23 protein-coding genes are annotated in these 23,809 nt (G+C 65.5%); 19 read left to right on the forward strand and 4 right to left on the reverse strand.

Annotated features, from left to right (window positions below):
- Positions 1-159: 159 nt before the first annotated feature.
- The 3 genes from HL671_RS24320 to HL671_RS24330 all read left to right on the forward strand — a co-directional run bounded on the left by HL671_RS24320 (position 160) and on the right by HL671_RS24330 (position 3,143).
- On the forward strand, positions 160-711 hold the full coding sequence (locus HL671_RS24320) for a MarR family winged helix-turn-helix transcriptional regulator (RefSeq protein WP_041750469.1): 552 nt from the start codon (positions 160-162) through the stop codon (positions 709-711).
- Entirely contained in the window at positions 708-1,439 is a 732-nt protein-coding gene (locus HL671_RS24325) for a response regulator (RefSeq protein ID WP_012041976.1), read from the forward strand. The genes HL671_RS24320 and HL671_RS24325 overlap by 4 nt, the downstream gene beginning before the upstream one ends.
- A gap of 315 nt (positions 1,440-1,754) precedes the next feature.
- Positions 1,755-3,143 (forward strand): ATP-binding protein, encoded by a 1,389-nt coding sequence (locus HL671_RS24330; RefSeq protein WP_012041975.1) that lies wholly within the window; start codon positions 1,755-1,757, stop codon positions 3,141-3,143.
- Positions 3,144-3,224: 81 nt separating this feature from the next.
- On the opposite strand, the gene HL671_RS24335 is transcribed toward HL671_RS24330, so the two are convergent.
- Both HL671_RS24335 and HL671_RS24340 read right to left on the reverse strand, forming a co-directional pair.
- A complete protein-coding gene (locus tag HL671_RS24335; protein ID WP_172239398.1) occupies positions 3,225-3,785 on the reverse strand; it encodes a DUF3617 domain-containing protein in 561 nt (186 codons plus the stop codon).
- Between the two features lie 81 nt (positions 3,786-3,866).
- Entirely contained in the window at positions 3,867-4,187 is a 321-nt protein-coding gene (locus tag HL671_RS24340) for a hypothetical protein (RefSeq protein ID WP_172239401.1), read from the reverse strand.
- 169 nt (positions 4,188-4,356) lie between these two features.
- Between HL671_RS24340 and HL671_RS24345 the strand changes: the two genes are divergently transcribed.
- From HL671_RS24345 to HL671_RS24360, 4 genes are all read left to right on the forward strand, one after another.
- Complete coding sequence (locus tag HL671_RS24345; RefSeq protein ID WP_172239404.1) at positions 4,357-4,821, forward strand: hypothetical protein; 465 nt, start codon at positions 4,357-4,359, stop codon at positions 4,819-4,821.
- Positions 4,822-4,958: 137 nt separating this feature from the next.
- Positions 4,959-5,660, forward strand: coding sequence for a ribonuclease T2 family protein (locus HL671_RS24350; RefSeq protein ID WP_172239406.1), 702 nt, complete (start codon positions 4,959-4,961; stop codon positions 5,658-5,660).
- A gap of 123 nt (positions 5,661-5,783) precedes the next feature.
- The gene (locus HL671_RS24355; protein WP_012041970.1) at positions 5,784-6,644 is read left to right on the forward strand and encodes a 23S rRNA (adenine(2030)-N(6))-methyltransferase RlmJ; all 861 of its coding nucleotides are present in this window, start codon (positions 5,784-5,786) and stop codon (positions 6,642-6,644) included.
- 251 nt (positions 6,645-6,895) lie between these two features.
- Positions 6,896-7,111 carry a cold-shock protein gene (locus HL671_RS24360; protein WP_012041969.1) on the forward strand — a complete coding sequence of 72 codons (216 nt, stop codon included), beginning with the start codon at positions 6,896-6,898 and terminating at the stop codon, positions 7,109-7,111.
- A 335-nt stretch (positions 7,112-7,446) separates the two neighbouring features.
- On the opposite strand, the gene HL671_RS24365 is transcribed toward HL671_RS24360, so the two are convergent.
- Complete coding sequence (locus HL671_RS24365) at positions 7,447-8,067, reverse strand: outer membrane protein (protein WP_012041968.1); 621 nt, start codon at positions 8,065-8,067, stop codon at positions 7,447-7,449.
- Between the two features lie 242 nt (positions 8,068-8,309).
- On the opposite strand from HL671_RS24365, the gene uvrC reads away from it, so the two are divergent.
- The 10 genes from uvrC (at position 8,310) to HL671_RS24415 (ending at position 18,747) form a co-directional block, all read left to right on the forward strand.
- Complete coding sequence (gene uvrC, locus HL671_RS24370) at positions 8,310-10,376, forward strand: excinuclease ABC subunit UvrC (protein WP_172239409.1); 2,067 nt, start codon at positions 8,310-8,312, stop codon at positions 10,374-10,376.
- A gap of 125 nt (positions 10,377-10,501) precedes the next feature.
- Positions 10,502-10,837 (forward strand): GIY-YIG nuclease family protein, encoded by a 336-nt coding sequence (locus HL671_RS24375; RefSeq protein ID WP_172239412.1) that lies wholly within the window; start codon positions 10,502-10,504, stop codon positions 10,835-10,837.
- Between the two features lie 283 nt (positions 10,838-11,120).
- Positions 11,121-11,738, forward strand: coding sequence for a CDP-diacylglycerol--glycerol-3-phosphate 3-phosphatidyltransferase (gene pgsA / locus HL671_RS24380; protein WP_041750468.1), 618 nt, complete (start codon positions 11,121-11,123; stop codon positions 11,736-11,738).
- Positions 11,735-11,986, forward strand: coding sequence for a molybdopterin converting factor subunit 1 (moaD, locus tag HL671_RS24385; RefSeq protein WP_172239415.1), 252 nt, complete (start codon positions 11,735-11,737; stop codon positions 11,984-11,986). The genes pgsA and moaD overlap by 4 nt, the downstream gene beginning before the upstream one ends.
- A gap of 24 nt (positions 11,987-12,010) precedes the next feature.
- Positions 12,011-12,475, forward strand: a complete 465-nt coding sequence (locus HL671_RS24390) for a molybdenum cofactor biosynthesis protein MoaE (RefSeq protein WP_012041963.1) — start codon at positions 12,011-12,013, stop codon at positions 12,473-12,475.
- A complete protein-coding gene (prmB, locus tag HL671_RS24395; protein ID WP_172239418.1) occupies positions 12,475-13,440 on the forward strand; it encodes a 50S ribosomal protein L3 N(5)-glutamine methyltransferase in 966 nt (321 codons plus the stop codon). Before HL671_RS24390 ends, prmB begins: the two co-directional genes overlap by 1 nt.
- Before the next feature lie 332 nt (positions 13,441-13,772).
- A complete protein-coding gene (aptA, locus tag HL671_RS24400) occupies positions 13,773-15,116 on the forward strand; it encodes an omega-aminotransferase AptA (RefSeq protein ID WP_012041961.1) in 1,344 nt (447 codons plus the stop codon).
- A 184-nt stretch (positions 15,117-15,300) separates the two neighbouring features.
- Complete coding sequence (locus tag HL671_RS24405) at positions 15,301-15,864, forward strand: phage holin family protein (protein ID WP_041750466.1); 564 nt, start codon at positions 15,301-15,303, stop codon at positions 15,862-15,864.
- A gap of 417 nt (positions 15,865-16,281) precedes the next feature.
- On the forward strand, positions 16,282-17,877 hold the full coding sequence (locus HL671_RS24410) for an EAL domain-containing protein (protein WP_012041959.1): 1,596 nt from the start codon (positions 16,282-16,284) through the stop codon (positions 17,875-17,877).
- A 15-nt stretch (positions 17,878-17,892) separates the two neighbouring features.
- On the forward strand, positions 17,893-18,747 hold the full coding sequence (locus HL671_RS24415; protein ID WP_012041958.1) for a TIGR01459 family HAD-type hydrolase: 855 nt from the start codon (positions 17,893-17,895) through the stop codon (positions 18,745-18,747).
- A gap of 67 nt (positions 18,748-18,814) precedes the next feature.
- Here the strand turns inward: HL671_RS24415 and HL671_RS24420 are convergent, their stop codons facing one another.
- Positions 18,815-19,210, reverse strand: a complete 396-nt coding sequence (locus HL671_RS24420) for a response regulator (protein WP_006613531.1) — start codon at positions 19,208-19,210, stop codon at positions 18,815-18,817.
- Between the two features lie 268 nt (positions 19,211-19,478).
- Between HL671_RS24420 and HL671_RS24425 the strand changes: the two genes are divergently transcribed.
- Together HL671_RS24425 and ileS are read left to right on the forward strand one after the other, a co-directional pair.
- On the forward strand, positions 19,479-20,459 hold the full coding sequence (locus HL671_RS24425) for a bifunctional riboflavin kinase/FAD synthetase (protein WP_172239421.1): 981 nt from the start codon (positions 19,479-19,481) through the stop codon (positions 20,457-20,459).
- A 221-nt stretch (positions 20,460-20,680) separates the two neighbouring features.
- Positions 20,681-23,680, forward strand: a complete 3,000-nt coding sequence (ileS, locus tag HL671_RS24430) for an isoleucine--tRNA ligase (protein WP_172239424.1) — start codon at positions 20,681-20,683, stop codon at positions 23,678-23,680.
- Positions 23,681-23,809: the final 129 nt, after the last annotated feature.

A 23,809-nucleotide genomic window follows, 5' to 3' on the forward strand; every position in this document is an offset into this window, starting at 1 on the left:
GCCGCTCGACATCACACGGTTGTTCAATCAGTGGCCCCGGACACCCGTCCGGGTTGCCTAACCCGTTCAGTCACGTCCTGAAACCGTCGCCATCCATGCACGATCAAAAATTTCGTGGCGGGCGATTGTTTTGTAACATTGAACCGCAGAAACGTCAATATGGCTGACATAAATTTCTCGTCTCCGGTATTGAGTCCCGAGCTGCGGGCAGCCGAGCCTCAGGCCGGTGCAGACGGAGAGCCGCTGCGCTGGGACATCATCGAGCTCCTGTTCTTCGCCTATCGCGACTTCGTCGGCGATGCGGATCAGGAGCTGGAGGCGTTCGGCTTCGGCCGCGCGCATCACCGCGTGATGCATTTCGTCACCCGCTATCCCGGCCTGAAGGTCGCCGATCTGCTGGACGTGCTGCGCATCACCAAGCAGTCGCTCGGACGCGTGCTCAAGCAACTGCTCGACGAGGGCTACATCGTGCAGAAGACCGGCAACAATGATCGCCGGCAGCGCCTTCTTTTTGCCACGCCCAAGGGCGAGGCGCTGGTGGCCAAGCTGGCCGGGCTGCAGACGCGGCGCATCGATCATGCGCTGGAGCAGATCGGACCGGCCGGCGCCGACAAGGTCCGGCAGTTCCTGCGCGCGATGATCGATCGCGACGATCCGGACAAGGTGCTGGAAGCCATTTTCAGGACGCCCGTCGCCGCTGCCAAGGAGTGACCGTGCCGATCGCCGCCATCACCTCCCATCCGCCGCAGACGCCGGCCGACGACGCACCGCATCTGTTGCTCGTCGACGACGACCGCCGCATCCGCGATCTCTTGTCGCGCTTCCTGCGCGGCGAAGGCTATCGCGTCACCACCGCGGCAAGCGCGAGCGACGCGCGCGCCAAGCTGACCGGTCTGCATTTCGATCTCCTGATCCTCGACGTGATGATGCCCGGCGAAAGCGGCTTCGACCTCGCCCGCTTCATCCGCACCCAATCCTCGGTGCCTATCGTGATGCTCACCGCGCGCGCCGAGCCGGACAGCCGCATCGAGGGCCTGCAGCTCGGCGCGGATGACTACGTGGCCAAGCCGTTTGAACCACGCGAACTGGCGCTGCGCATCGGCAACATCCTCAAGCGCGCGGCGCCGCCGCCGGCCGAGGAGGTCATCGAGCAGATCGCGTTCGGCCCGTTCGTCTATCATCTGGCGCGCGGCGAATTGAAACAGGGCGAGGAGATCGTCCATCTCACCGACCGCGAGCGCGAGATGCTGCGCATCCTCGCCAATGCCCGCGGCGAAACCGTGCCGCGCGGCGCGCTGACCGGCAACGGCACCGTCAACGAGCGCGCCGTCGACGTCCAGATCAACCGCCTGCGCCGCAAGCTCGAGATCGATCCCGCCAACCCGCTGTTCCTGCAGGCCGTGCGCGGCATCGGCTACCGGCTGATGGTTTCGGGCTGAGTATGAAAAACTGCTCCGACATCACGCGCGTCTGTTTCTCCGGTGGCGGTCATGCTCGTCCGCTTCTCTCGAACCCTGAGGCTTACGACGCCCTCGCCGCACGGTCGGTGCAGCCTCTCCCCTTGTGGGAGAGGGGGGATCGCATGAGCGGAGCGACATGCGAGCCGGGTGAGGGGTCTGTCTCCGCAGACGAGATCGCGGAAGCATACCCCTCACCCGGTTTTGAACTTCGTTCGAAACCACCCTCTCCCACAAGGGGAGAGGGTGCACCGACCCTGCCGAGGGCGGTCGTGCAACAACAATGCTCTCTCTGACATGACCACGCTCGACACCGGCCTCACCCTCATCCGCACCGCCTCGCGCCGGGTGTCGCGGGTCAACAGCATCGTCGGCAACGCTTTCAAGGGCTGGATGCCGACAGGGCTCTATGCCCGCGCGCTGCTGATCATGATCGTGCCGATGGTGATCCTGCAGACCGTCGTGGCCGGCGTGTTCATGGAGCGGCACTGGAACACGGTGACGCGGCGACTGTCGGCCGCCGTGGTGCAGGACGTCGCGGCGCTGATCGAGATCTACAAGGGCTATCCGCAGGACAAGGACCGCACCACGCTGCGGCGAATCGCGCAGCAGCGGCTCAATCTGGTGGTCGACTTCCTGCCGGCCGGCGACATGCCACCGCCCGGCCCCAAGCCGTTCTTCAACCTGCTGGACCAGTCGCTGTCCAGCCAGATCGGCCGTCAGATCAGCCGCCCGTTCTGGATCGACACTGTCGGCCGCTCCAACCTCGTCGAGATCCGGATTGCGCTCGACGATGCCGTGATGCGGGTGTTCGCGCAGCGCGGCGCCGCCTATGCCTCGAACACCGACATCTTCCTGTTCTGGATGGTCGGCACCTCGTCGATCCTGCTGATCGTCTCGGTGCTGTTCCTGCGCAACCAGATCAAGCCGATCCTGCGGCTGGCCGATGCCGCCGAGAGTTTCGGCAAGGGCCGCGAGGTCCACAACTTCCGGCCGCGCGGGGCGCGCGAGGTGCGGCGCGCTGCGCATGCGTTCCTGGAGATGAAGTCGCGCATCGAGCGCGCGATGGAGCAGCGCACCGCCATGCTGGCCGGCGTCAGCCACGATCTACGCACCATCCTGACGCGCTTCAAGCTCGAACTGGCGCTGCTCGGCGACAGCCCCGAGATCGACGCCATGCGCAAGGATGTCGACGAAATGTCGCATATGCTGGAGGATTATCTGGCGTTTGCGCGCGGCGACAATGGCGAGATCGCGCAGCCCACCGATATCTCCAACGCGCTGGAGGAGCTGCGCGGCGACGCCGAGCGCAACGGCCATTCCGCTACGGTGTCGTTCCATGGCCTGCCGGTTGTCACAGTGAAGCCGCAGGCGCTGAAGCGCTGCCTCGGCAACCTCGTGTCCAACGCGGCACGCCATGCCGATGCGATCGCCATCACCGGCCATCGCGACCACCGTTATCTCACCATCACGGTCGATGATGACGGTCCGGGCATTCCGGCCGAGATGCGCGAGGAGGTGTTCAAGCCGTTCCTACGCCTGGACGACGCGCGCAACCAGGACGAAGGCGGCACCGGCCTCGGCCTGGCCATCGCCCGCGACATTGCGCGCTCGCATGGCGGCGACATCACGCTCGGCGACAGCCCGATGGGCGGATTGCGCGCCAGCGTGCGGATCCCGGTCTGAGCAGCGGAGCGCGCTGCCGTCGCAGCAACCCGTTCGTAGTTCACTCGGCTCGCCGACAGGTGCGGCGATCGATCTTGCGCGCTACTGCTTCACACCCGGGATCAGGTTCTTGAGCTTGCCCATGTCCTTGATGTTCATCTTCATGCCGCCGGGCATGACGATGTCGCCGGGCTTCTGGCCGGGCTTGCAGGCTCCGAGCCACTTGGCCTCGATCGTCATCGCGGTATCCTTGACACCGGTGCCGGCGGCGCCGCCGGTGACGCGCGACATCGTCTTCACCGTGTAGGCGGAGTTGAAGTCGCCGGTGATGTCGGCATGCGACGTCGTATTGATGCCGCCGAAATTGCACACCGAATCGGTGGCGTAGCCGGTGGCGGTCTTCTGGATGTCCTGCTTGGAGCAGACTTGCTGCGCCATCGGCGAAGCGAAGTTGTTCATCTCCTTGTCGGTGGTCTCGTCGGTGCAATGCTGCATCGTCGCCTCCGGCGTCTGGCCGCCGGCGCTGAGCATCTTGAGCTCCCACAGGCCCGGCTTGCGCACCGGCAGGTCGAGGGCAAAAGCGACGCCCGCCGTTCCGCCCAGAAGGCCGCAACCCAGAAGGCCGCAACAAAGAGCTCCGAGGACGAGGCGCTGACGTGTCATGATTGTGTTCCGGCTTTGCTGTCGATCGGCGGACCGATGACGCCGAATCATGGCGTTAGTTTAGTCAGGCCACGATTCGGTTCAGTACAGCGTCCGCAAGGGCCGCTGCGCCGAACCGTAAGGCACCCAGCGGCAGGCAAAGGACACATAGCCGCCATAACGCGCATCGACCGCGAGGAATTTCGCGACCTTGCCGTAGGAGGCGCAGTGATCAGCCGCGATCTGGCGGGCATCGGCGGTCTGCGCCACCGGATAGGCGATGATGCCGCCGGTGTCGTTGCCCTTGATCGGCGGCACCCAATAGGCGTGGGCGGGCGCGACCGCCAGCACCGCCATGGCGGCCATCAGGCCGGCCATCGTTCCGAATCGGGCCTTCGCGATCCCGCCCTTCAGCATCCGCATTGCATTCTCCTTGCGCTGGCCTGTCATCCTAAAGGTCATGTCCGGCCAAGAAAAGAACACCGGCCTGCGGTTAACAGGACTAATCGTGGAGTGTTGCCGCGTTGCACTTGACCTGCTGGGGCGGTCGCGGCACGGTCTCTCCCTCAGATCCAGCCTTTGCGGACGGCCCATGCGCGACTTCAGCACAGCTTTCAAGACGTTCGGCGCGGTTTGTGGCGCGCTGCTGGCAACGATTGCCGCGTCCGCTCCCGCCAAGGCCGCCAATCCGCTGGAGATGAACTTCTGGCTGTCCGGCCCGAAATATGAAGGCCGAGTCGCGCCCTGCGAGGCAGCCGTTCCGACGATCGTGTCGCGGTTCCAGGAGAAGGAAAGCACCTTCTGGAATTCGACGCTGACGATCACCGGCGTCGCCAATGTCCGTGAGATCGCGTTCCGCCCCTGGCAGTCCGATAACATTCCGCGCCGGTTCTGCACCGGCAGCGTGATGGTTAGCGACGGCAAGGTGCGGACCGTCAACTACTCGATCATCGAGGATGGCGGCTTCGCCGGCTACGACCAGGGCGTCGAGTTCTGCGTCGTCGGCCTTGACCGCAACTGGGCCTTCAATCCGGCCTGCCGCGCCGCCAAGCCCTGATCCACTCGCCACCTGCTGCTTGTTGATCGGCAGGTTTCGCGCATGTGACAGAGCCGGCCGCGCGCAGCGTCATCTTTTTTGTTCTTGAAATGTTCCCGCCGACTGCTAAGTTCCTGGAATTCTCCGGGGAGTTAGCCATGTTCGAATGCCTGCGCCGACCTGCCGCCCTGCTGTTCAGAACGGCCGCCTGTATCGCTTTGCTCTGCGCCCTCGGGGCCTGGCCCGCCGGCGCCCAGGACCGGCGCCAGAACGCGCCGGGCGCGTTCGATTTCTACGTGCTGTCGCTCTCCTGGTCGCCCTCGTTCTGCGCCGAGGTCGAAGAGCGCGGCGGCCGCGGCAGCCGCTCCCAGCAATGCAGCGGACGGCCCTATTCGTTCGTCGTGCATGGGCTTTGGCCGCAATATGAAAATGGCTATCCCGAATATTGCGAGCAGCCGGCGCCGCGCCTGCCGCGCAACATCATGACCTCGATGCTCGATCTGATGCCAGCGCCGGGGCTGATCTACAACGAGTGGGACAAGCACGGCACCTGCGCCGGCCTGTCCGCGAAGACCTATTTCGAAACCATCCGCAAGGCACGCGCCGCGATCAAGATCCCGGAGGAATTCCTCGATTTGTCGCAGGCCAAGACGGTCACCCCCACCGCGGTCGAGGAGGCCTTCATCAAGGCCAATCCCAAGCTCACCAGTTCGGCCATCGCCATTACCTGCAACCGCACCCGGTTGAGCGAGGTGCGGATCTGCCTGTCGAAGGATCTGGAATTCCGCAACTGCGACGAAGTCGATCGCCAGGCCTGCCGGCGCGACGAGGTCAACATGCCGCCGGTCCGCGGCGGCTAGCAGTCCGCTGGGCGAGGGCCGGGGGTCGGCCAGCCTGCATTCCCGGCCGCGGGCTGTTCGTTGTCCGCGGCCGGCGCATCGCCGGGGTACCCTTTTCATCCGGAACGGCGTAACTGCTGCGGCATGAATTACCGACATGCCTTTCACGCCGGCGGCTTCGCCGATGTCATCAAGCACATCGTGCTGACGCGCATCCTGGTCTACCTCCAGGAGAAGCCGGCCGCGTTTCGTGTCATCGACACCCATGCCGGCGCCGGCCTGTATGATCTCACCGGCGACGAGGCCACGCGCAGTGGCGAATTCCTCACCGGCATCGCGCGACTGTTGCAGGCGCGGCTGTCCGAGCAGGCCTATGCGCTGGTCGCGCCCTATCTCGACATCGTCAGATCCTTCAATCCGCCCGGCGAGCTCGTCGCCTATCCCGGCTCGCCACTGATCGCCCGCGCGCTGCTGCGGCCGCAAGACCGGATGACCCTGTGCGAGCTGGCGCCGGTCCCGCGCAAGCAATTGATCGATGCGCTGCGCCGCGACACGCAGGCCCGCGTCGTCGATCTCGACGGTTGGGTCGCCTTGCCGGCTTTCGTACCGCCGAATGAGCGTCGCGGCCTCGTGCTGATCGACCCCGCCTTCGAAGCCAAGGATGAGTTCGAGCGTCTCGCAGACCGCTTCGCGACCGCGTTCGCCAAATGGACAACCGGTATCTATGTGCTCTGGTACCCGGCCAAGAGCCGCCGCGCCACCGAGCAACTCGCGGAGCGCGTCGCCCATCTCGCAGCCGCGGCGAAGCCACCGGGCAAGGTGCTGCGGATCGAGTTCAGCGTGGCGCCGCAGATCGAGGGCGAGGCGCTGACCTCGACCGGCCTGCTGGTGGTCAACCCGCCTTGGACATTGCATGATGAGCTCAAGCTGATCCTGCAGGAGCTGCAACGCCCGCTGGGCCAAGGTGGCGCCGCACGGTTTCGGCTGGAATTCCCCAAAGCTTGAAGCGGGCACTGGTCGAAAAGCCGTAGTCAATCGGCGCGGAACCGTATTACAGTGTCCGATTGTAAGACTGGCTTTACGTTCCGCTTCCGCGAATGGTTGCGGCGGGGTGATCAAGGCCTAACAAGATCCGACGTTCCGGCGTGATGAGCGCTGGACGTTAAGGTGGCCAACGCTTTCCGATCAAAGTGATGTCCGGTCGGACGCTGCGCAGACGCGCAGTGGAGGAAGCAATGCGGGGGAGGAGTTTCCCGATGGCCATGACTGGGACAGTCAAATTCTTCAATGGTGAACGCGGCTACGGCTTCATCAAGCCGGACGATGGTGGGCGCGACGTGTTCGTGCATATCACGGCAGTGGAGCGCGCCGGCTTGAAGGATCTGAGCGAAGGACAGCGTATCAGCTTCGAGGTCGAGCCGGACAAGAAGGGCAAGGGCCCCAAAGCGGTGAACTTGGTGCTGTCGTCCTAGAGCGACGCCCGCGCCATCGCGACCGCGCTTGAAAAGCGGTCGCAGATCGCGGGCGGCTCGACGTCAAACCATCCGTTTGTCTGAAAGTGCTGGCTCCCGGCCGGGTCGCGTGCACGGCTTTCACGCCGTTGCCGATGATGCTGCGCGCCTGTCCCGAACAGATCATGCGGCGCATCCGGAGCGGCATCATGAACTGATCGCTTTGTTCGAGCCTGCTCCTTGCGGAGAAGCGGTTGCCGCTTTTCCGGATCGCGCCCGCGCGACCAAAAAAATCCCGGCCGCTCGCGCGGCCGGGAGGTTGTTGTTCGGCGTTTCTTCTTCCTAATTTTTTCCTATCAGAAATGGAAGTTGATGCCTGCGCGCACCACTCCAAAGCGATAGTCGTTCTTCGCCCCCGTGATCACGAAATTGCTGCTGTCGAGATCGATGTAGAGATATTCGATCTTGGCCGTCCAGTTCTGCGCCAGGCCGAACTCGGCGCCTGCGCCGAGCGTCCAGCCCAGCGAGGTGTGGGATTCGGAGAGGCCGAAGGTCTCGCCGCGCAAGCCGCCGAAAGCGAGACCGCCGGTGCCATAGAACAGGATGTTGTTGAAGGCGTAGCCCGCGCGGCCACGCACGGTGCCGAACCAGGGGTTCGAGAACTTCCACGGTGCGAAGGTGTCGTTGGCCCCGGTCAGGTTGATGTCACCCTCGGCGCCGAACACCCAGGGGCCGTTCTGCCAATTATAGCCTGCGGTCAGGCCACCGACGAGGCCGGATGGCTTGGTCGGGTTGTTGCCGACCGATCCCCATTCATAGCCCAGCGTGCCGCCGAGATAGGGGCCGGCCCAGCTATAGGCATTGAGCGGCTGGTTCACCGTATAGGGCGCCTGGCGCCCGTAATTGAAATCGGCCGCCTGCGCCGACACCGATCCCAGCGCCGCTGCGACGGCAGCACCCACCATGAACCTGTTCATCGCTCACTCCACGCAACTCGCCGTCACCACCCGAAGCATGCGCCGCGCGACGATCGCGCGCGGGCCGGCATGGTTACGGAACTCCGTCTTTTTTCGTGAGCATTTATCGAGAGTTTTAGGTTAAGCCGTTGTTAAGCCGGGTTACCCGCCGATTAACGTGCTTAACGAAGCGTTACCGCGGCCGCTGTGCATGGCGCCACCGCACGCTGGCGGGCGCGGCCGCGAGCGCTTAATTTGCTGACATGACCACCCAAAGCTCTGATCCATCCAAGGCGCCGGCGCCCGACCCCAGGCGTGGCGCCGCGGCCGACCTGCCGCCCGAGCCGACCGATACGCCCGATCTCGATCCCGCGGCCTCCGCGGCCGACGAGGACGATGAATCGCGCCTGCCGGAGTTGACGGAAGAGACCCTGGAGCCGGTCGGCGAAGGTCCGCTCGCGACCGGCCATGCCGCCATCGAGAACGCGGTGCGGCTGGCGCCGACCTCGCCCGGCGTCTACCGCATGCTGAATGCGGCCCATGACGTGCTCTATGTCGGCAAGGCCAAGAACGTCAAAAAGCGCCTGTCATCCTATGCCCGCGCCAATGCGCCGCTGCCGGCGCGCATCCTGCGCATGATCGCGGCCACCGTGGCTGTCGAGATCGTCTCGACCACCACGGAAACCGAGGCGCTGCTGCTCGAGGCGAACCTCATCAAGCAGCTCAAGCCGCGCTTCAACGTGCAGCTGCGCGACGACAAGTCGTTCCCCTACATTCTCATCACCGGCGACCATTGGGCGCCGCAGATCCTCAAGCACCGCGGCGCGCAGTCGCGGCCCGGACGCTATTTCGGCCCGTTTGCTTCAGCCGGCGCGGTCAACCGCACCATCACGGCGCTGCAGCGCGCGTTCCTGATCCGCTCCTGCACCGATTCGTTCTTCGAGAGCCGTACCCGCCCCTGCCTGCTGCACCAGATCCGCCGCTGCGCCGGTCCCTGCACCCAGGAGATCGACTTTCCCGGCTATACCGAGCTGGTGCGCGAGGCGACCGACTTCCTGTCCGGCCGCAGCCAGGCGGTGAAGGCCCTGCTCGCGGCCGAGATGGAGAAGGCCTCGAGCGAGCTCGAGTTCGAGACAGCCGCCGTCTATCGCGACCGTCTCGCGGCGCTGTCGGCGATCTCCTCGCAACAGGGCATCAATCCACGGACGGTCGAGGAGGCCGACGTATTCGCAGTCCACCAGGAAGGCGGCTTCTTCTGCGTCGAAGTGTTCTTCTTCCGCACCGGCCAGAACTGGGGCAACCGCGCCTACTTCCCGCGTGCCGAGAAGACCTTCACGCCCGAGGAGGTGCTGTCCGCCTTCCTGTCGCAGTTCTACGACGACAAGCCGCCGCCGCGCCTGGTCCTGCTGTCGCACGAGATCGAGGAAGCCGAACTGCTGGCTGAGGCGCTGTGCGTCAAGGCCGGCCACAAGGTCGAAGTCTCCACGCCGAAGCGTGGCGAGAAGAAGGACCTCGTCACGCATGCGCTGACCAATGCGCGCGAAGCCTTGGGCCGCAAGCTCGCCGACACCGCGACGCAGAGCCGCCTGCTGGAAGCGATGACGACGACGCTCGGCCTGCCGCAGATCCCGAAGCGGATCGAGGTCTACGACAACAGCCACATCCAGGGCACCAACGCGGTCGGCGCGATGATCGTCGCCGGCCCCGACGGCTTCATGAAGAACCAGTACCGCAAGTTCAACATCAAGTCGGAAGGGCTCACGCCCGGCGACGATTATGCGATGATGAAAGAGGTGCTGCAGCGCCGCTTCAAGCGGCTGGTCGCGCCGTCCGAAAAGGACGTCGCGCGCGCCGCGAAAGAGGACGACGTGCCACAATGGCCGGACCTCGTGATCATCGACGGCGGCCGCGGCCAGCTCAATGCCGTCCGCGAGATCTTCACCGAACTCGGCGTCACCAACGTGGCGCTGATGTCGGTCGCCAAGGGCCCCGACCGTGACGCCGGCCGCGAGACGCTGTTCATCCCCGAGCGCGAGGCGATCAAGCTCGAGCCGCGCGATCCCGTGCTGTATTTCATCCAGCGCCTGCGCGACGAGGCGCATCGCTTCGTCATCGGCTCACACCGCAAGCTGCGCAAGAAGGACATCCGCGAGGCCGGCCTGCAGGAGATCCCCGGCATCGGCCCGTCGCGCAAGCGCGCGCTGCTGCACCATTTCGGCACCTTGAAAGAGATCGAACGCGCCTCGATCGCCGATCTCGGCAAGGTACCGGGCGTGAGCGCCGAAAGCGCGCGGAAGATTTTCGAGTATTTTCACAGCAATGCGAGCTGAGGTGCGGCCCCGGAAAGACGGCGAGGGTGGCGCCCCACCGAGGCACCGGCTCCAGTCTGACGAAAACAATTTACCCGGACAAAAATATCGGATATACACCCGGATGAAAATCCAGGAGCCCCACCATGACCCCCGACCAGCGCAAGGCGGCCGTCGCCGCCTATAAGGAACGCAAGTCTCCCGCCGGCATCTTCGCGGTGACCTGCGCCGCCACCAGCGAGCGCTGGATCGGCTGCGCGCCGGACCTCGACAAGATCCAGAACCGCCTCTGGTTCACCCTGCGCCAGGGCGGCCATCGCCGCGGCGGCCTGCAAGCGGCCTGGACCGCCCATGGCGCGGAGGCGTTCAGCCTCGACGTGATCGAGACCCTGGACGAGGAGACGCTGGACTATGTCCGCGACCGCGTGTTCGCGGAACGCCAGGCGCATTGGTGCGCGGTGCATGGCGCCGAGGCCATCTGACAGGGACGGCTGAGATGACCGGCTGACTTGGCTTGGCCCGCGCTTCGCGCCATTGTCATTGCAGCGCAATAAGGTCGGGCGGCGGACGCCGGCCGCGCCGATCTGGAGACTGGCGCGACCGCGTCCGGTTGCTTAATGAAGCATTGCGGCTCGCGTTGCCCTGCGCGGGAGAGTTCCTATCTCGGCAAGACTTCGTTGCGATTCGCGTCATATCTGCGTCATCCTGCCGGTGCAGTTCGGCTCGAAGGTTGACGTTCGCACGGCATCAGTATTGGTACACCGGATGAACATTGCGACCACACGCGTGCCCAGCAAGACGTCGACGTCCCTGCCGAACATCCTGACCTATACGCGGATCGCCGCGATACCGGTCGTGGTCGGCTGCATCTACGCGCAGTCCATCATGGACTATCCGCTGTGGCTGCGCTGGGTCGCCGTCGCCGTGTTCATCGCGGCCGGCGTAACCGATTATCTCGACGGCTATTATGCCCGCATCTGGAACCAGCAATCGGCCTTCGGCCGCATGCTCGATCCGATCGCGGACAAGCTCCTGGTCGCGTCCTGCCTGTTGATGCTGGCCGCCGACAACAGCATCCATGGCTGGACCTTGTGGGCGGCCATCGTGATCCTGTGCCGCGAGATCCTGGTGTCGGGCCTGCGCGAATATCTCGCCGCGCTGCGCGTCAGCGTTCCCGTGACCAAGGTCGCGAAATGGAAGACCACGATGCAGCTGATCGCGATCGGCTTCCTGCTCGCCGGCGAGGCCGGTGACCAGATCGTGCCGGTGGTGACCATGATCGGGATCGTGCTGCTGTGGACCTCGGCGATCTTCACGATCTATACCGGCTATGATTATTTCCGCTCCGGCATCCACCACCTCATCGAGGAAGATTCGCGATGAAGGTGAAGTATTTCGCCTGGGTGCGCGAGCGCATCGGCAAGGCCGAGGAGACGATCGAGCCGCCTGCGAGCGTGCGCACGGTGGGCGAGCTGATCGCCTGGCTGACCGCGCAGGGCGAAGGCTATGCCTATGCCTTCGAGAAGCCGAAGGTGATCCGCGCCGCCATCGACCAGTCGCATGTGCAGCCGGATGCCCCGATCTCGGGCGCCCGCGAGATCGCTTTCTTCCCGCCGATGACCGGCGGCTGAGCACGCCAGCAGAAGACCCGCACCATGACCGCGATCGTCACCGTCCGCGTGCAGCCAGAGGATTTCGACACCGCGGCCGAGATCGCGGCGCTCAGCCATGGCCGCACCGATATCGGCGCAGTCGTCAGCTTCTCCGGCCTGTGCCGCGGCAACGACCATGACACGCCGATCAGCGCGCTGGTGCTCGAACACTATCCGGGCATGGCAGAAGCCGAGATCATGCGCCATGCCGAGGAGGCGATGGCACGCTGGCCGCTGCAGGGCCTGACCGTGATCCACCGCTTCGGCCGCATCACGCCCGGTGAGAACATCGTGCTGGTGGTCACCGCGTCGAGCCACCGCCGGGCGGCGTTCGAGGCCGCGGAGTTCCTGATGGATTATCTCAAGACCAACGCGCCGTTCTGGAAGCGCGAGGAGACCGCTGATGGCGGCAGCTGGGTCGAGGCCAAGAGCCACGACGACGCCGCCGCGGCGCGCTGGACATCGTGATGGCGAAGAAGGTCAAGACGACTGCGCCGCGCAAGGCGCCGGCACCCAAGCTGCCGAAGGTGAATGCTGGCGAGCTTGTGACCCTGCTCGACTATCTGCGCTATGCGGTGAGCCGGTTCCAGGACGCCGACCTGGTGTTTGCGCATGGCACCACCGATCCGGTGTCGGAGGCCGCCTTCCTGATCGGTGAAGCGCTGCATCTGCGCCCCGATCAGTTCGAGAGCTTCGTCACCGCCCGGGTGACCGCCGCCGAGGGCAAGCAGATCCTCGACCTGATCACGACCCGGATCACCACGCGCAAGCCGGCGGCCTATCTGGTCAACAAGGTCTACATGCGCGGTCTGCCGTTCTATGTCGACGAGCGCGTCATCGTGCCGCGCTCCTTCATCGGCGAACTCCTGGAGACGCATTTCGGTGGCGCCGAGGCCGACGGCACCTCGCTGATCGACGATCCGCTGGCCGTCGACAGCGTGCTGGATCTCTGCACCGGCTCCGGCTGTCTCGCCATCCTGGCCAGCCGCCACTTCCCCAACGCGATGATCGACGCCGTCGACATCTCCAAGGATGCGCTCGCGGTCGCCGCGAAGAACGTCGCCGACTACGACCTCGGCGAGCGCATCTCGCTGCACCGCGGCGATCTGTTCGCGCCGCTCAGCCAGCGTCGCTATGATTTGATCATCAGCAATCCGCCCTATGTCGATGCCGAGGGCATGGCCGGGCTGCCGCAGGAATGCCGCGCCGAGCCCACGCTCGCCTTCGATGGCGGTGCCGACGGCCTCGACATCATCCACCGCATTCTCGGCCAGGCACGCGACCATCTCACCGCGGAAGGCGGGCTGCTGTGCGAGGTCGGCCGCGACCGGCCGCAGATCGAGGCGTCGTATCCGGACCTGCCGCTGCTGTGGCTCGATACCGAGGAGTCCGAGGGCGAGGTGTTCTGGATCACCGCCCAGGATCTGGTCTGAGGCAGCGTCCGCCAGGCGCAGGCGCGATCCCCGCGCCGTCCGATCCATTGGCGCAAAATGACGCGGCAACTTCCACCAAACAGCACTTTCTGCCGTTGCCGTGCAGAATCCGCTCACCAGAGCAGCAGGAACGCTGGACCTTTGACATTTCCGTCGGTGCGCGAAGCTGATAGCTTGCCGCTGGCTCGGACAGTCGGCTGACCACGTCGGCGCGCATTCGGGCCCATCAAGCACGATCCGTTTCGGCAAGCTGTCTTGGCACCGGTTCGCCACCTTTCCGGATCATGCTGGCGCCGTCGCACAACCTGCCTTGAACGTCCCGAGAGGTCCCCATGCTGGACAAGAGCCCCCGCCCCGCCGTCACCGTTCCGAACGATCTTGCCGCGCATTGGATGCCGTTCACCGCGAATCGCGCGTTCAAGAAGAATCCGCGCCTGCTCGCCGGTGCCAAGGACATGCACTACATCACGATCGATGGCCGCAAGATCATCGACGCCGCCGCCGGCATGTGGTGCTGCAACGCCGGACACGGCCGCACCGAGATCGCCGAGGCGATCGGCAAGCAGGCCGCCGCCCTCGATTACGCGCCGCCATTCCAGTTCGGCATTCCCCAGGCATTCGAGCTGGCGAACCGCATCGCCGACCTCGCGCCCGCCGGCCTCGATCACGTGTTCTTCTGCAACTCCGGCTCGGAGGCCGCCGATACCGCGCTGAAGATGGCGCTCGCCTATCACCAGATCAACGGCCAGGGCAGCCGAACCCGCCTGATCGGCCGTGTCCGCGGCTATCATGGCGTCGGTTTCGGCGGCACCTCGGTCGGCGGCATCGTCAACAACCGCAAGATGTTCGGCACGCTGCTGACGGGCGTCGATCACATCCCCGCCACCTATGATCGCGAGAAGCAGGCCTTCACCAAGGGTGAGCCGGAGTACGGCGCGCATTTCGCCGAAGAGCTGGAAAACCTGGTCGCGCTGCACGGTGCCAACACCATCGCCGCGGTCATCGTCGAGCCGATGGCCGGCTCGACCGGCGTGATCCCGGCACCGAAGGGCTATCTCAAGCGCCTGCGCGAGATCACCCAGAAGCACGGCATCCTGCTGATCTTCGACGAGGTCATCACCGGCTTCGGCCGCCTTGGCCACGCGTTTGCCGCCGAGCGCTACGGCGTGACGCCGGACCTGCTCACCTTCGCCAAGGGCGTCACCAACGGCGCCGCGCCGATGGGCGGCGTGGTGGTGCGCGACACCATCCACGATGCCTTCATGAGCGGCCCGGAGCACATGGTGGAGTTCACTCACGGCTACACCTACTCGGCACATCCGATCGCCTGTGCCGCCGGCCTCGCCACGCTCGACATCTACCGCGACCACAAGCTGTTCGAGCATGCCAAGGCGATCGAGCCGAAATGGGCCGACGCCGTGATGTCGCTGAAGGGCCTGCCCAACGTGCTCGACATCCGCACCGTCGGTCTGACCGCCGGCATCGACCTCGCGCCGCTGCCCGACGCGGCCGGCAAGCGCGGCTACTCGGCGATGGAGCAAGCCTTCCACAACACCGACCTGATGCTGCGCATCGCCGGCGATACCCTGGCGCTGACTCCGCCGCTGATCATCAGCGAGGACCAGATCGGCGAGATCGTCGACAAGGTCGGCAAGGTCATCAAGGCCGTGGCGTAAGCCTCAGCCCTCCTGGTCAGCTCGATCATCCCCTCCCCGCGCCAGCGAGGAGGGGATTTGTTTTGGTGCCACGACCGGCGGCGCAGCCCCGGGGCCGCGCTCGCCGGGAACCTTCGCACCCCCTCCACGTTCATGTCGCGAGCCGGCGTTTCGCGCGCGGCAAACGAACCTTCGGAGGACGCGCATGCTCGCACCGCCAGGCGAACTCTTGCAGCTGGGGCTGGAGCAGCGGCTGAACCGCGTCAAACGCGCCACGCAATCCTATATGCGCGACCGCGCGCGGCAGGCCACGGGCACGGTGACTTCCTACGTCGTGGCTGCCGGGCTGTTCGCGACCGCAGGCCTCTTCCTGATCGCGGCCTGCATCGTCGGCCTGACGGCGCTGTTCCGTTGGGTGGAAATGACCTACGGCCTGTTCACCGCATTCGCGGTGGTCGGCGGCATCCTGGTCGCGCTGGCGGTGATCTTTGCCGTGATCGCAGCCGTCAAGTTGCGCAGCCCGGCCCCGCATTATCCGTCCCTCGGCAGCCGGCTGCGCGTGGCGATCGCCTCGCCGACGTCGCGCCAGCCCGACGCCGACGAGATCGACCCCGACACTATCCCGCTCGCACCCTCGGCGACGTCTTCGAACCACGGCGGCGGTCTTGGTGGCGCACTCGGCCGCGTCAACCTGCCAGTCGGAGTCGCCGTTGCAGCGCTGCTGCTCGGCGTGGCCGCCCTGCGAAGGCGTCAGCACCGCAACGCGTGACGCTGAGGGGAACGCTTGGTTCGATGAGGGTCGAACCATGACTGGATCATCTGAGCTGATCAACTTGACGAGGGTGACATGTGCACCAGCATGCGGACACCTTCGCGGAGGCGCCGATCGGTCCGCGTCAGCGCGTCAGAAATGATCCAGAAACAAAATCGCCGATTTCGTCGCGTGGAACGCGGCCGATCGACTTCCGCCTCTCATGAATGTTCACCATGTCCAGCGACGCTGGCCCGTACTCCGTTGTTCTACGGGACGCGTCACTACGATGACACTTCACCTTGCGGCGTGATTTTGCGTAAATGACACGCCCTGGGGAAATCATCTGTCTCTCCCGGTATTTGAATCCTGCCAGCTATCCTCGCGAATCAACAGAAGTGCTAGGGTTGTATTCGGTTGGGAGCGTCGCGCAGCATGATCCGGATTTCCACGATTTTCATCGCCATCTGCATGGTTCTGGTCGCGGCTTCGCTCGGCCTGATCCTGTATTCGGTGGCCGGTATGAGTGGCTCGGAATCTGCGATCGTCGCACTCGCCGCGCTGACCTTCCTCATCCTCTACAACGCCGTGTCGATGCGGCTGCGCGACCGCTCCGACGTCGGCAGCCAGATTGCTGATCTGTCGCGTGGCACCGCCGATCTCGCGCGCCAAGTCGCCGAGTTCGGTCGCCGCCTGTCCGCGGTCGAAGGGCGCGTGGTGTCGTCGAATTCGGTCAGCACCGACCGCCTGCAGGGCGTGATCAGCGAGATCAACGAGCTCGGCGGCCTGATGAAGCAGCTCGCCGTCACGGTCGCACAGCACGAGGATCTGATCGCCGCGATCCCCTCTCAGGCCCAGCCAGCAGCATCGGCACCGACACCGTCTGCTTCGGCGGAACCCGTGCGTCCTGCTGCGGCCGCACCGGCTTCGACTCCAGTCGTGGAGCCCAAAATCGCCCCCGCGACCGCGCCCGAGGTGAAGCCGGCCGAGCCCAGCATGCGCGTCACCCCTCCCGCCGGCCTGACGCCTGCGAAGCCGGTCCCGTCGCAGCCGAGCCCCTCGCCTGTCGCGACCAACGCGCCCCCGGCCGCTGCCGCAGCCCCCGCCGCCCCGCGCAGCCAGCCGCAGATGCTCGCCGCCGTAAAGGCTGCGCTCGACGACAACCGTCTCGACATTTATCTGCAGCCGCTGGTGACGCTGCCACAACGCAAGGTGCGATTCTACGAAGCGGTGACACGGCTGCGCGACGAGCGCGACCAGGTGCTTGCCGCCGACGACTTCATCGGCATCGCGGAGGCGGCCGGCCTGGTGGGGCGCATCGACCACATGGTGATGCTCCGCTGCGTGCAGGTGCTGCGCCGGCTGATGGTGCGCAACAAGGAGGTCGGGATCTTCTGCAACGTCTCGTCGGCCACCCTGAGCAGCCCCGCCAACTTCTCACAGTGCCTGGATTTCCTGGAAGCCAACCGCGCGCTGGCGCCGTCCTTCGTGCTCGAATTCAAGCAGGCGACGTTGCGCAACCTCGGCCCGACCGAGACCGAGCATCTCGCGGCGCTCGCCCAGCGCGGCTATCGTTTCTCGATGGACCACGTCACCGAATTGCGGTTCGAGCCGCGCGAGCTCGCCGACCGCGGCATCCGCTTCATCAAGGTGCCGGCGGCGCTGCTGCTCGATCCCAAGCAGGGCTCGGTGTCCGACATCCACCCGACCGACCTCTCCGACCTGCTGGGCCGCTTCGGCATCGACCTGATCGCCGAGCGGATCGAGGGCGAGCGCAGCGTCATCGACCTGCTCGACTACGACGTCCGGTTCGGCCAGGGCTTCCTGTTCGCCCCGCCGCGGCCATTGCGGCCCGAGGGTTCATCTGCTACCGGCGTGGCCGCTGCGGCCTCCCCTGGAGGCGGGCAGGACATCAAGATTCAGGATCCCAATGCCGCCGGCCCTCATTCCTCCGACGCGTCAACCACCAGCGCCTCACCGCGAAGCGTCGGCAATGCTGCACTGGCGCGTCGCATCGCCGGACCGGCCTGAGCCGCGCCTGCTGCCATGACGTCGCTGCACTTCGAAGAGCGGCTGCGCGACCTGGTCGGCCGCAAGCAGGTCGTGCTGAGCGACATCTGGGGCGTGGTCCATAACGGGCTGGAATCCTTTCCCGAGGCCTGCGAGGCGTTGCATTGCTTCAGGCGCGAGGGCGGTACGGTGATCCTGATCACCAATGCGCCGCGGCCGGCCGATTCCGTGCAGCGGCAGCTGCGCAAGCTCGGCGTGGCCGACGAGGTCTACAGCGCCATCGTCTCCTCCGGCGACCTGACCCGCCATTACGTGGCGGACCATCCCGGCGGCAAGGTGTTCTGGCTCGGCCCCGAGCGCGACAACTCGATCCATCGCGGCCTCGAGGTGACCCTGTCGCCGCAGGACGAGGCCGACTACATCATCTGCACCGGCCTCTACGACGACGAGACCGAGACCGCCGAGGATTACCGGCCGATGCTGCTTCGCGCGCTGGAGCGCAAGCTGCCGCTGATCTGCGCCAATCCGGACATCGTGGTCGAACGCGGCGACCGCCTGATCTACTGCGCCGGCGCCATCGCCGAACTCTACCGCGAACTCGGCGGCGAGGTGATCTTCTACGGCAAGCCGCACCGGCCGATCTACGAACGCGCCATGCGGCTCGCCGAGCAGCATGCCGGCCGGCCGGTCGCGCGCGAGGAGGTGCTCGCGATCGGCGATTCCGTCCGCACCGACCTCGCCGGCGCGCATGCTTTCGGCATCGACTGCCTGTTCGTGACCCGCGGCATTCATTCCGAGGAGTTCGCCGGCGTCGATCAGCTCGATCCGGCCTCGGTCAAGGAGCTGTTCGGCCATCCGCCGCGCGCCCTGATGCGGGAATTGAAGTGGTGACAATGAAAAACGCCCGGCTGTCAGGCCGGGCGTTTTTCATGCTGGGATCGCAGGATTCGACCGGCGCTCAGGCCGTGGCCATGTCCGGGAACACGGCGTCGATCTTGGTCTTCAGGGTCGCCGCGTTGAACGGCTTGACGATGTAATTGTTCACGCCGGCCTTCTTGGCCGCGATCACGTTCTCGGTCTTGGATTCCGCCGTGATCATGATGAACGGGGTGGTCGCCAGGTTGGGATCGGCGCGGACCTCGCGGAGCAGGTCGTAGCCGGTCATCGGCTCCATGTTCCAGTCCGAGATCACGAGGCCATACTTCTTGGCGCGCATCTTGTTGAGCGCCATCGAGCCGTCGCTGGCGTCGTCGATGTCCTCGAACCCAATCTGTTTCAGAAGATTCCTGATGATACGGATCATGGTGCTGTAATCGTCGACGACGAGCACCGGCATCGTCAAATCAACCGCCATCTTGACTCCCCCAACGCGAACACAACGCGCAGACTGTTACCAAAACGATCTTTTCGGCTCAGGTCTCGAACGACCTCCGCCATCCGGGTTCAGGAGTAGCACCAGCCGTTAAACAGCGCGTTAACTGCACCCCGTTCGCATGTCGGCTTTGCTGCGCTGCATGCGCCCGGGGCCCCCTTCGGCTTGACTTCGGCAGGCCGGCCGCCCACGGTCCAGGTCGACCTCCGCCGATCGGCGGCTTCGCGAATCCACGAGATATTTCCGTCACATGGCTGCTTTCACGATCATCCGCGACACCACCCCGCCGGCCGACATCGTCAAAGGCGCGGTGGTGGCGATGGGAAATTTCGACGGCGTCCATCTCGGCCACCGGGCCGTGATCGAGGCGGCGGTCGAAATGGGCAAGAGTCACGGCCGTCCGGCGCTCGCCCTGACCTTCGAGCCGCATCCACGGCGCTTCTTCAGCCCCAACACACCGCAATTCCGACTCACCGACGAACGCGCCAAGCTGCGGCTGTTGGCCGGAACCGGGCTGCAGGGCGCCGTCGTCATGACCTTCGACAAGGGCCGTGCCCAGACCTCGGCGCAGGATTTCATTCACCATGAACTGATCGGCCGCCTCGGCGTCGCCGGGATCGCGGTCGGCTACGACTTTCATTTCGGCAAGGGTCGCGTCGGCTCGCCCACTCTGCTCGCCAGCGAGGCCCCCAAACTGGGCATCGAGGTGGACGTGCAGCCCCATGTCGACATCGACGAGCGGCCGGTCTCTTCGACCGCGATCCGCGAGGCGCTGGCCGAGGGCCAGGTCGCCGAGGCCACCGCGATGCTCGGCGGCCCCTGGTTCGTGACCTCGGAGGTCATCCATGGCGAGAAGCGCGGCCGCGATCTCGGCTACCCCACCGCCAATATGCGGCTCGACCGCGATTGCGGCCTGCGCCACGGCATCTATGCCGTCCGGGTTGGCCGCGGCCGCGGTGCGAACCGGGTGCAGATCGACGGCGTCGCCAATTTCGGCCGCCGGCCGACCTTCGACAATGGCGCGCCGCTGCTCGAGACCTTCCTGTTCGACTTCAAGGACAGCCTCTATGGCGAGGTCCTGGATATCGCTTTCATCGGCTTCATCCGCGAGGAGGCGAAATTCAGCTCGATCGAGGCCCTGATCCGGCAGATGGACGACGACAGTGCCAAGGCCCGCGCCCTGCTTCAGGCGAATGCAGGCCTCTTCCCCCGGCTCGGCGAGATCGAATAGGCCCGGCTGCCCGGCGGCGCACGATCACTTTGCGATTTCGCCGTCCGGCTGCTATGAGAAAGCCCCATGTTGATACGGCGCATCATCGGCATTAGCGGCCCGGCTTCCGCCTGAGCTTTTCGAGCTCGGCGCAAGACCGGGATGTCTCTGCTCGTTCCGCCGCCCGCGATCCCAGCTCGCGCCTCCGCGCCCCCTCTTTGAGCTCATCAAGCCAGATCACGATGTCCGAGAAGCCGCAAAAGTCCGACGCCGCCGATTACTCGAAAACCCTCTATCTGCCGCAGACGGAATTCCCGATGCGCGCCGGCCTGCCGCAGCGCGAGCCGGAGATCCTGAAATACTGGAGTGACATCGACCTCTACGGCAAGCTGCGCGAGACCGCCCAGGGGCGGCCGAAATTCGTGCTGCATGACGGCCCGCCCTACGCCAATGGCAACATCCATATCGGGCACGCACTCAACAAGATCCTCAAGGACGTCGTGACCAAGAGCCAGCAGATGCTCGGCCACGATTCCAACTATGTGCCGGGCTGGGACTGTCACGGCCTGCCGATCGAATGGAAGATCGAGGAGGAGAACTACCGCAAGAAGGGCAAGACCAAGCCCGACTTCCGCGACTCCGCCGCCATGGTCGCATTCCGCAAGGAATGCCGCGCCTATGCCGAGCATTGGCTCAACGTGCAGCGCGAGGAGTTCAAGCGTCTCGGCGTCATTGGCGACTGGGACCATCCCTACGCCACCATGACCTATCCGGCCGAGGCGCAGATCGCGCGCGAGCTGATGAAGTTCGCCGCCAACGGCACGCTGTATCGCGGCTCCAAGCCTGTGATGTGGAGCGTGGTCGAGAAGACGGCGCTGGCCGAGGCCGAGGTCGAATACGAGGATTATCAGTCCGACACGGTGTGGGTGAAGTTTCCGGTGACCTCGCCGGCCCATGGCGCGCTCGCAGGCGCTTCGGTGGTGATCTGGACCACGACGCCCTGGACCCTGCCCGGCAACCGCGCCATCTCGTTCTCGCCCAAGATCGCCTATGGCCTTTACGAGGTCACCGACGCGCCTGCGGACAATTGGGCCAGGACCGGCGACAAGCTGATCCTCGCCGACGCGCTCGCGGAGGGCGTGTTCAAGCAGGCGCGCGTCACGAGCTACAACAGACTGCGCGACATCCCCGGCGACACGCTGGATGCCGTCGAATGCGCGCATCCGTTCAGGGGTCTCGCCGGCGGCTACAATTTCGTCGTGCCACTCCTGCCCGGCGACCACGTCACCGACGACACCGGCACCGGCTTCGTCCACACTGCGCCCGGCCACGGCCGCGAGGACTTTGACGTCTGGATGGCGCATGGCCGCGAGCTGGAAGGCCGAGGCATCGCGACCACCATCCCCTACACTGTCGACGAGAACGGCGCGCTGACCGATCACGCCCCGGGCTTCACCGGAAAACGCGTCATCAACGACAAGGGCGAGAAGGGCGACGCCAACGAGGCCGTCATCAAGGCGTTGACCGAGGCGGGCATGCTGCTGGCGCGCGGCCGGCTCAAGCATCAATACCCGCACTCCTGGCGCTCCAAGAAGCCGGTGATCTTCCGCAACACGCCGCAATGGTTCATCGCGATGGACAAGGACATCGCTGATGACGGTCAGGCGAAGTCCGGCGACACCCTGCGTGCCCGCGCGCTGCGCGCGATCTCGGTCACGCAATGGGTGCCGGCGGCCGGCCAGAACCGCATCAACGGCATGATCGCCAACCGGCCGGACTGGGTGATCTCGCGCCAGCGCGCCTGGGGCGTGCCGATCGCGGTGTTCGTGCGCGAAAAGGGCGACGGCTCCGCCGAGATCCTGCAGGACGAGACGGTGAACACCCGCATCGCGGACGCCTTCGAGAAGGAAGGCGCCGATGCCTGGTATGCCGACGGCGCGCGCGAGCGCTTCCTCGGCTCGCGGGCCAATGAGGACTGGAAGAAGGTCGACGACATCTGCGACGTCTGGTTCGATTCCGGTTCGACCCACGCCTTCGTGCTCGAAGACCCCGTGCATTTCCCCGGCCTCGCCGGCATCAAGCGCAAGGTCGATGGCGGCCAGGATACGGTGATGTATCTTGAAGGCTCGGACCAGCATCGCGGCTGGTTCCACTCCTCGCTGCTCGAGAGCTGCGGCACCCGCGGCCGGGCGCCGTACGATGTGGTGCTGACGCACGGCTTCACGCTCGACGAGAACGGCCGGAAGATGTCGAAGTCGCTCGGCAACACCGTCGAGCCGCAGAAGGTCATCAAGGATTCCGGCGCCGACATCCTGCGCCTGTGGGTCTGCGCGACCGACTATGCCGACGACCAGCGCATCGGCCCGGAGATCCTGAAGAACACCATCGAGACCTATCGCAAGCTGCGCAACTCGATCCGCTGGATGCTCGGCACGCTGCATCACTACAAGCGCAGCGAGGCGGTGGCGTTCGCCGACATGCCGGAGCTGGAACGGCTGATGCTGCATCAATTGTCCGAGCAGGCCGAGGTCATCCGCCGCGCCTATGCCGCGTTCGACTACAAGACCGTGATCGCCTCGCTCGCGGCGTTCATGAACACCGAGCTGTCGGCGTTCTATTTCGACATCCGCAAGGACACGCTGTATTGCGACCCGCCGTCCTCGGTGGCGCGCAAGGCCGCGCTCACCGCGATCGACCTGATCTGCGACGCGATCCTGAAATGGTTGGCGCCGGTGTTGTCCTTCACCACCGACGAAGCGTGGCGGATGTACCGGCCTGACGCCGCACCGTCGGTGCATCTGACGCTGTTCCCAGAAACGATGGATGGCTATCGCGACGAGGCGCTGGCCGCGAAATGGGAGACCATCCGCAACATCAGGCGCGTCGTCACCGGCGCGCTGGAGCTCGCCCGCGCGGCCAAGACCATCGGCTCCTCGCTGGAAGCCTCGCCGATCATCTATGTCGCCGATCGCGCGCTGCTCGGCACCTTGTTCGACACGGATCTGGCCGAGATCTGCATCACCTCGAACTATGAGGTGCGCGAGGGCGAAGCACCGGCGGAGGCGTTCCGGCTCGATGCGGTGCCGGGCGTTGCCGTCATTGTCGAGAAGGCCGTCGGCCGCAAATGCGCCCGCTCCTGGAAGATCCTGGAAAGCGTCGGCGAGGACGCAGAGTATCCCGACGTCTCGCCGCGTGACGCGCAGGCGCTGCGCGAATGGAAGGCGCTCGGGGTGAGTGTCTAGTGAATCACAGACCCTTCCCTGGCTTGGACGGATGGCGCGACGCGCTCCGCTCTAACTTCTCCCCGCCTGCGGGGAGAGGTCGGATTGGATCGCCAGATGCAATCCGGGTGAGGGGGTACAGGTCTCACC

The sequence above is a fragment of the Bradyrhizobium denitrificans genome, from assembly GCF_013179005.1.
Taxonomy (GTDB): Bacteria; Pseudomonadota; Alphaproteobacteria; order Rhizobiales; family Xanthobacteraceae; genus Bradyrhizobium; species Bradyrhizobium denitrificans.

Bases quoted from the DNA above. Each gene is read 5' to 3' on its own strand.
- HL671_RS24355 (WP_012041970.1), top strand. From the start codon at position 5,784: ATGAATTACCGACATGCCTTTCACGCCGGCGGCTTCGCCGATGTCATC.
- moaD (WP_172239415.1), top strand. From the start codon at position 11,735: ATGAAGGTGAAGTATTTCGCCTGGGTGCGCGAGCGCATCGGCAAGGCC.
- ileS (WP_172239424.1), top strand. From the start codon at position 20,681: ATGTCCGAGAAGCCGCAAAAGTCCGACGCCGCCGATTACTCGAAAACC.
- HL671_RS24320 (WP_041750469.1), top strand. From the start codon at position 160: ATGGCTGACATAAATTTCTCGTCTCCGGTATTGAGTCCCGAGCTGCGG.
- HL671_RS24415 (WP_012041958.1), top strand. From the start codon at position 17,893: ATGACGTCGCTGCACTTCGAAGAGCGGCTGCGCGACCTGGTCGGCCGC.
- pgsA (WP_041750468.1), top strand. From the start codon at position 11,121: ATGAACATTGCGACCACACGCGTGCCCAGCAAGACGTCGACGTCCCTG.
- uvrC (WP_172239409.1), top strand. From the start codon at position 8,310: ATGACCACCCAAAGCTCTGATCCATCCAAGGCGCCGGCGCCCGACCCC.
- HL671_RS24390 (WP_012041963.1), top strand. From the start codon at position 12,011: ATGACCGCGATCGTCACCGTCCGCGTGCAGCCAGAGGATTTCGACACC.
- HL671_RS24405 (WP_041750466.1), top strand. From the start codon at position 15,301: ATGCTCGCACCGCCAGGCGAACTCTTGCAGCTGGGGCTGGAGCAGCGG.
- HL671_RS24335 (WP_172239398.1), bottom strand. From the start codon at position 3,785: ATGACACGTCAGCGCCTCGTCCTCGGAGCTCTTTGTTGCGGCCTTCTG.
- HL671_RS24350 (WP_172239406.1), top strand. From the start codon at position 4,959: ATGTTCGAATGCCTGCGCCGACCTGCCGCCCTGCTGTTCAGAACGGCC.
- HL671_RS24345 (WP_172239404.1), top strand. From the start codon at position 4,357: ATGCGCGACTTCAGCACAGCTTTCAAGACGTTCGGCGCGGTTTGTGGC.
- HL671_RS24365 (WP_012041968.1), bottom strand. From the start codon at position 8,067: ATGAACAGGTTCATGGTGGGTGCTGCCGTCGCAGCGGCGCTGGGATCG.
- HL671_RS24340 (WP_172239401.1), bottom strand. From the start codon at position 4,187: ATGCGGATGCTGAAGGGCGGGATCGCGAAGGCCCGATTCGGAACGATG.
- HL671_RS24410 (WP_012041959.1), top strand. From the start codon at position 16,282: ATGATCCGGATTTCCACGATTTTCATCGCCATCTGCATGGTTCTGGTC.
- prmB (WP_172239418.1), top strand. From the start codon at position 12,475: ATGGCGAAGAAGGTCAAGACGACTGCGCCGCGCAAGGCGCCGGCACCC.
- HL671_RS24425 (WP_172239421.1), top strand. From the start codon at position 19,479: ATGGCTGCTTTCACGATCATCCGCGACACCACCCCGCCGGCCGACATC.
- HL671_RS24375 (WP_172239412.1), top strand. From the start codon at position 10,502: ATGACCCCCGACCAGCGCAAGGCGGCCGTCGCCGCCTATAAGGAACGC.
- HL671_RS24360 (WP_012041969.1), top strand. From the start codon at position 6,896: ATGGCCATGACTGGGACAGTCAAATTCTTCAATGGTGAACGCGGCTAC.
- aptA (WP_012041961.1), top strand. From the start codon at position 13,773: ATGCTGGACAAGAGCCCCCGCCCCGCCGTCACCGTTCCGAACGATCTT.
- HL671_RS24330 (WP_012041975.1), top strand. From the start codon at position 1,755: ATGACCACGCTCGACACCGGCCTCACCCTCATCCGCACCGCCTCGCGC.
- HL671_RS24420 (WP_006613531.1), bottom strand. From the start codon at position 19,210: ATGGCGGTTGATTTGACGATGCCGGTGCTCGTCGTCGACGATTACAGC.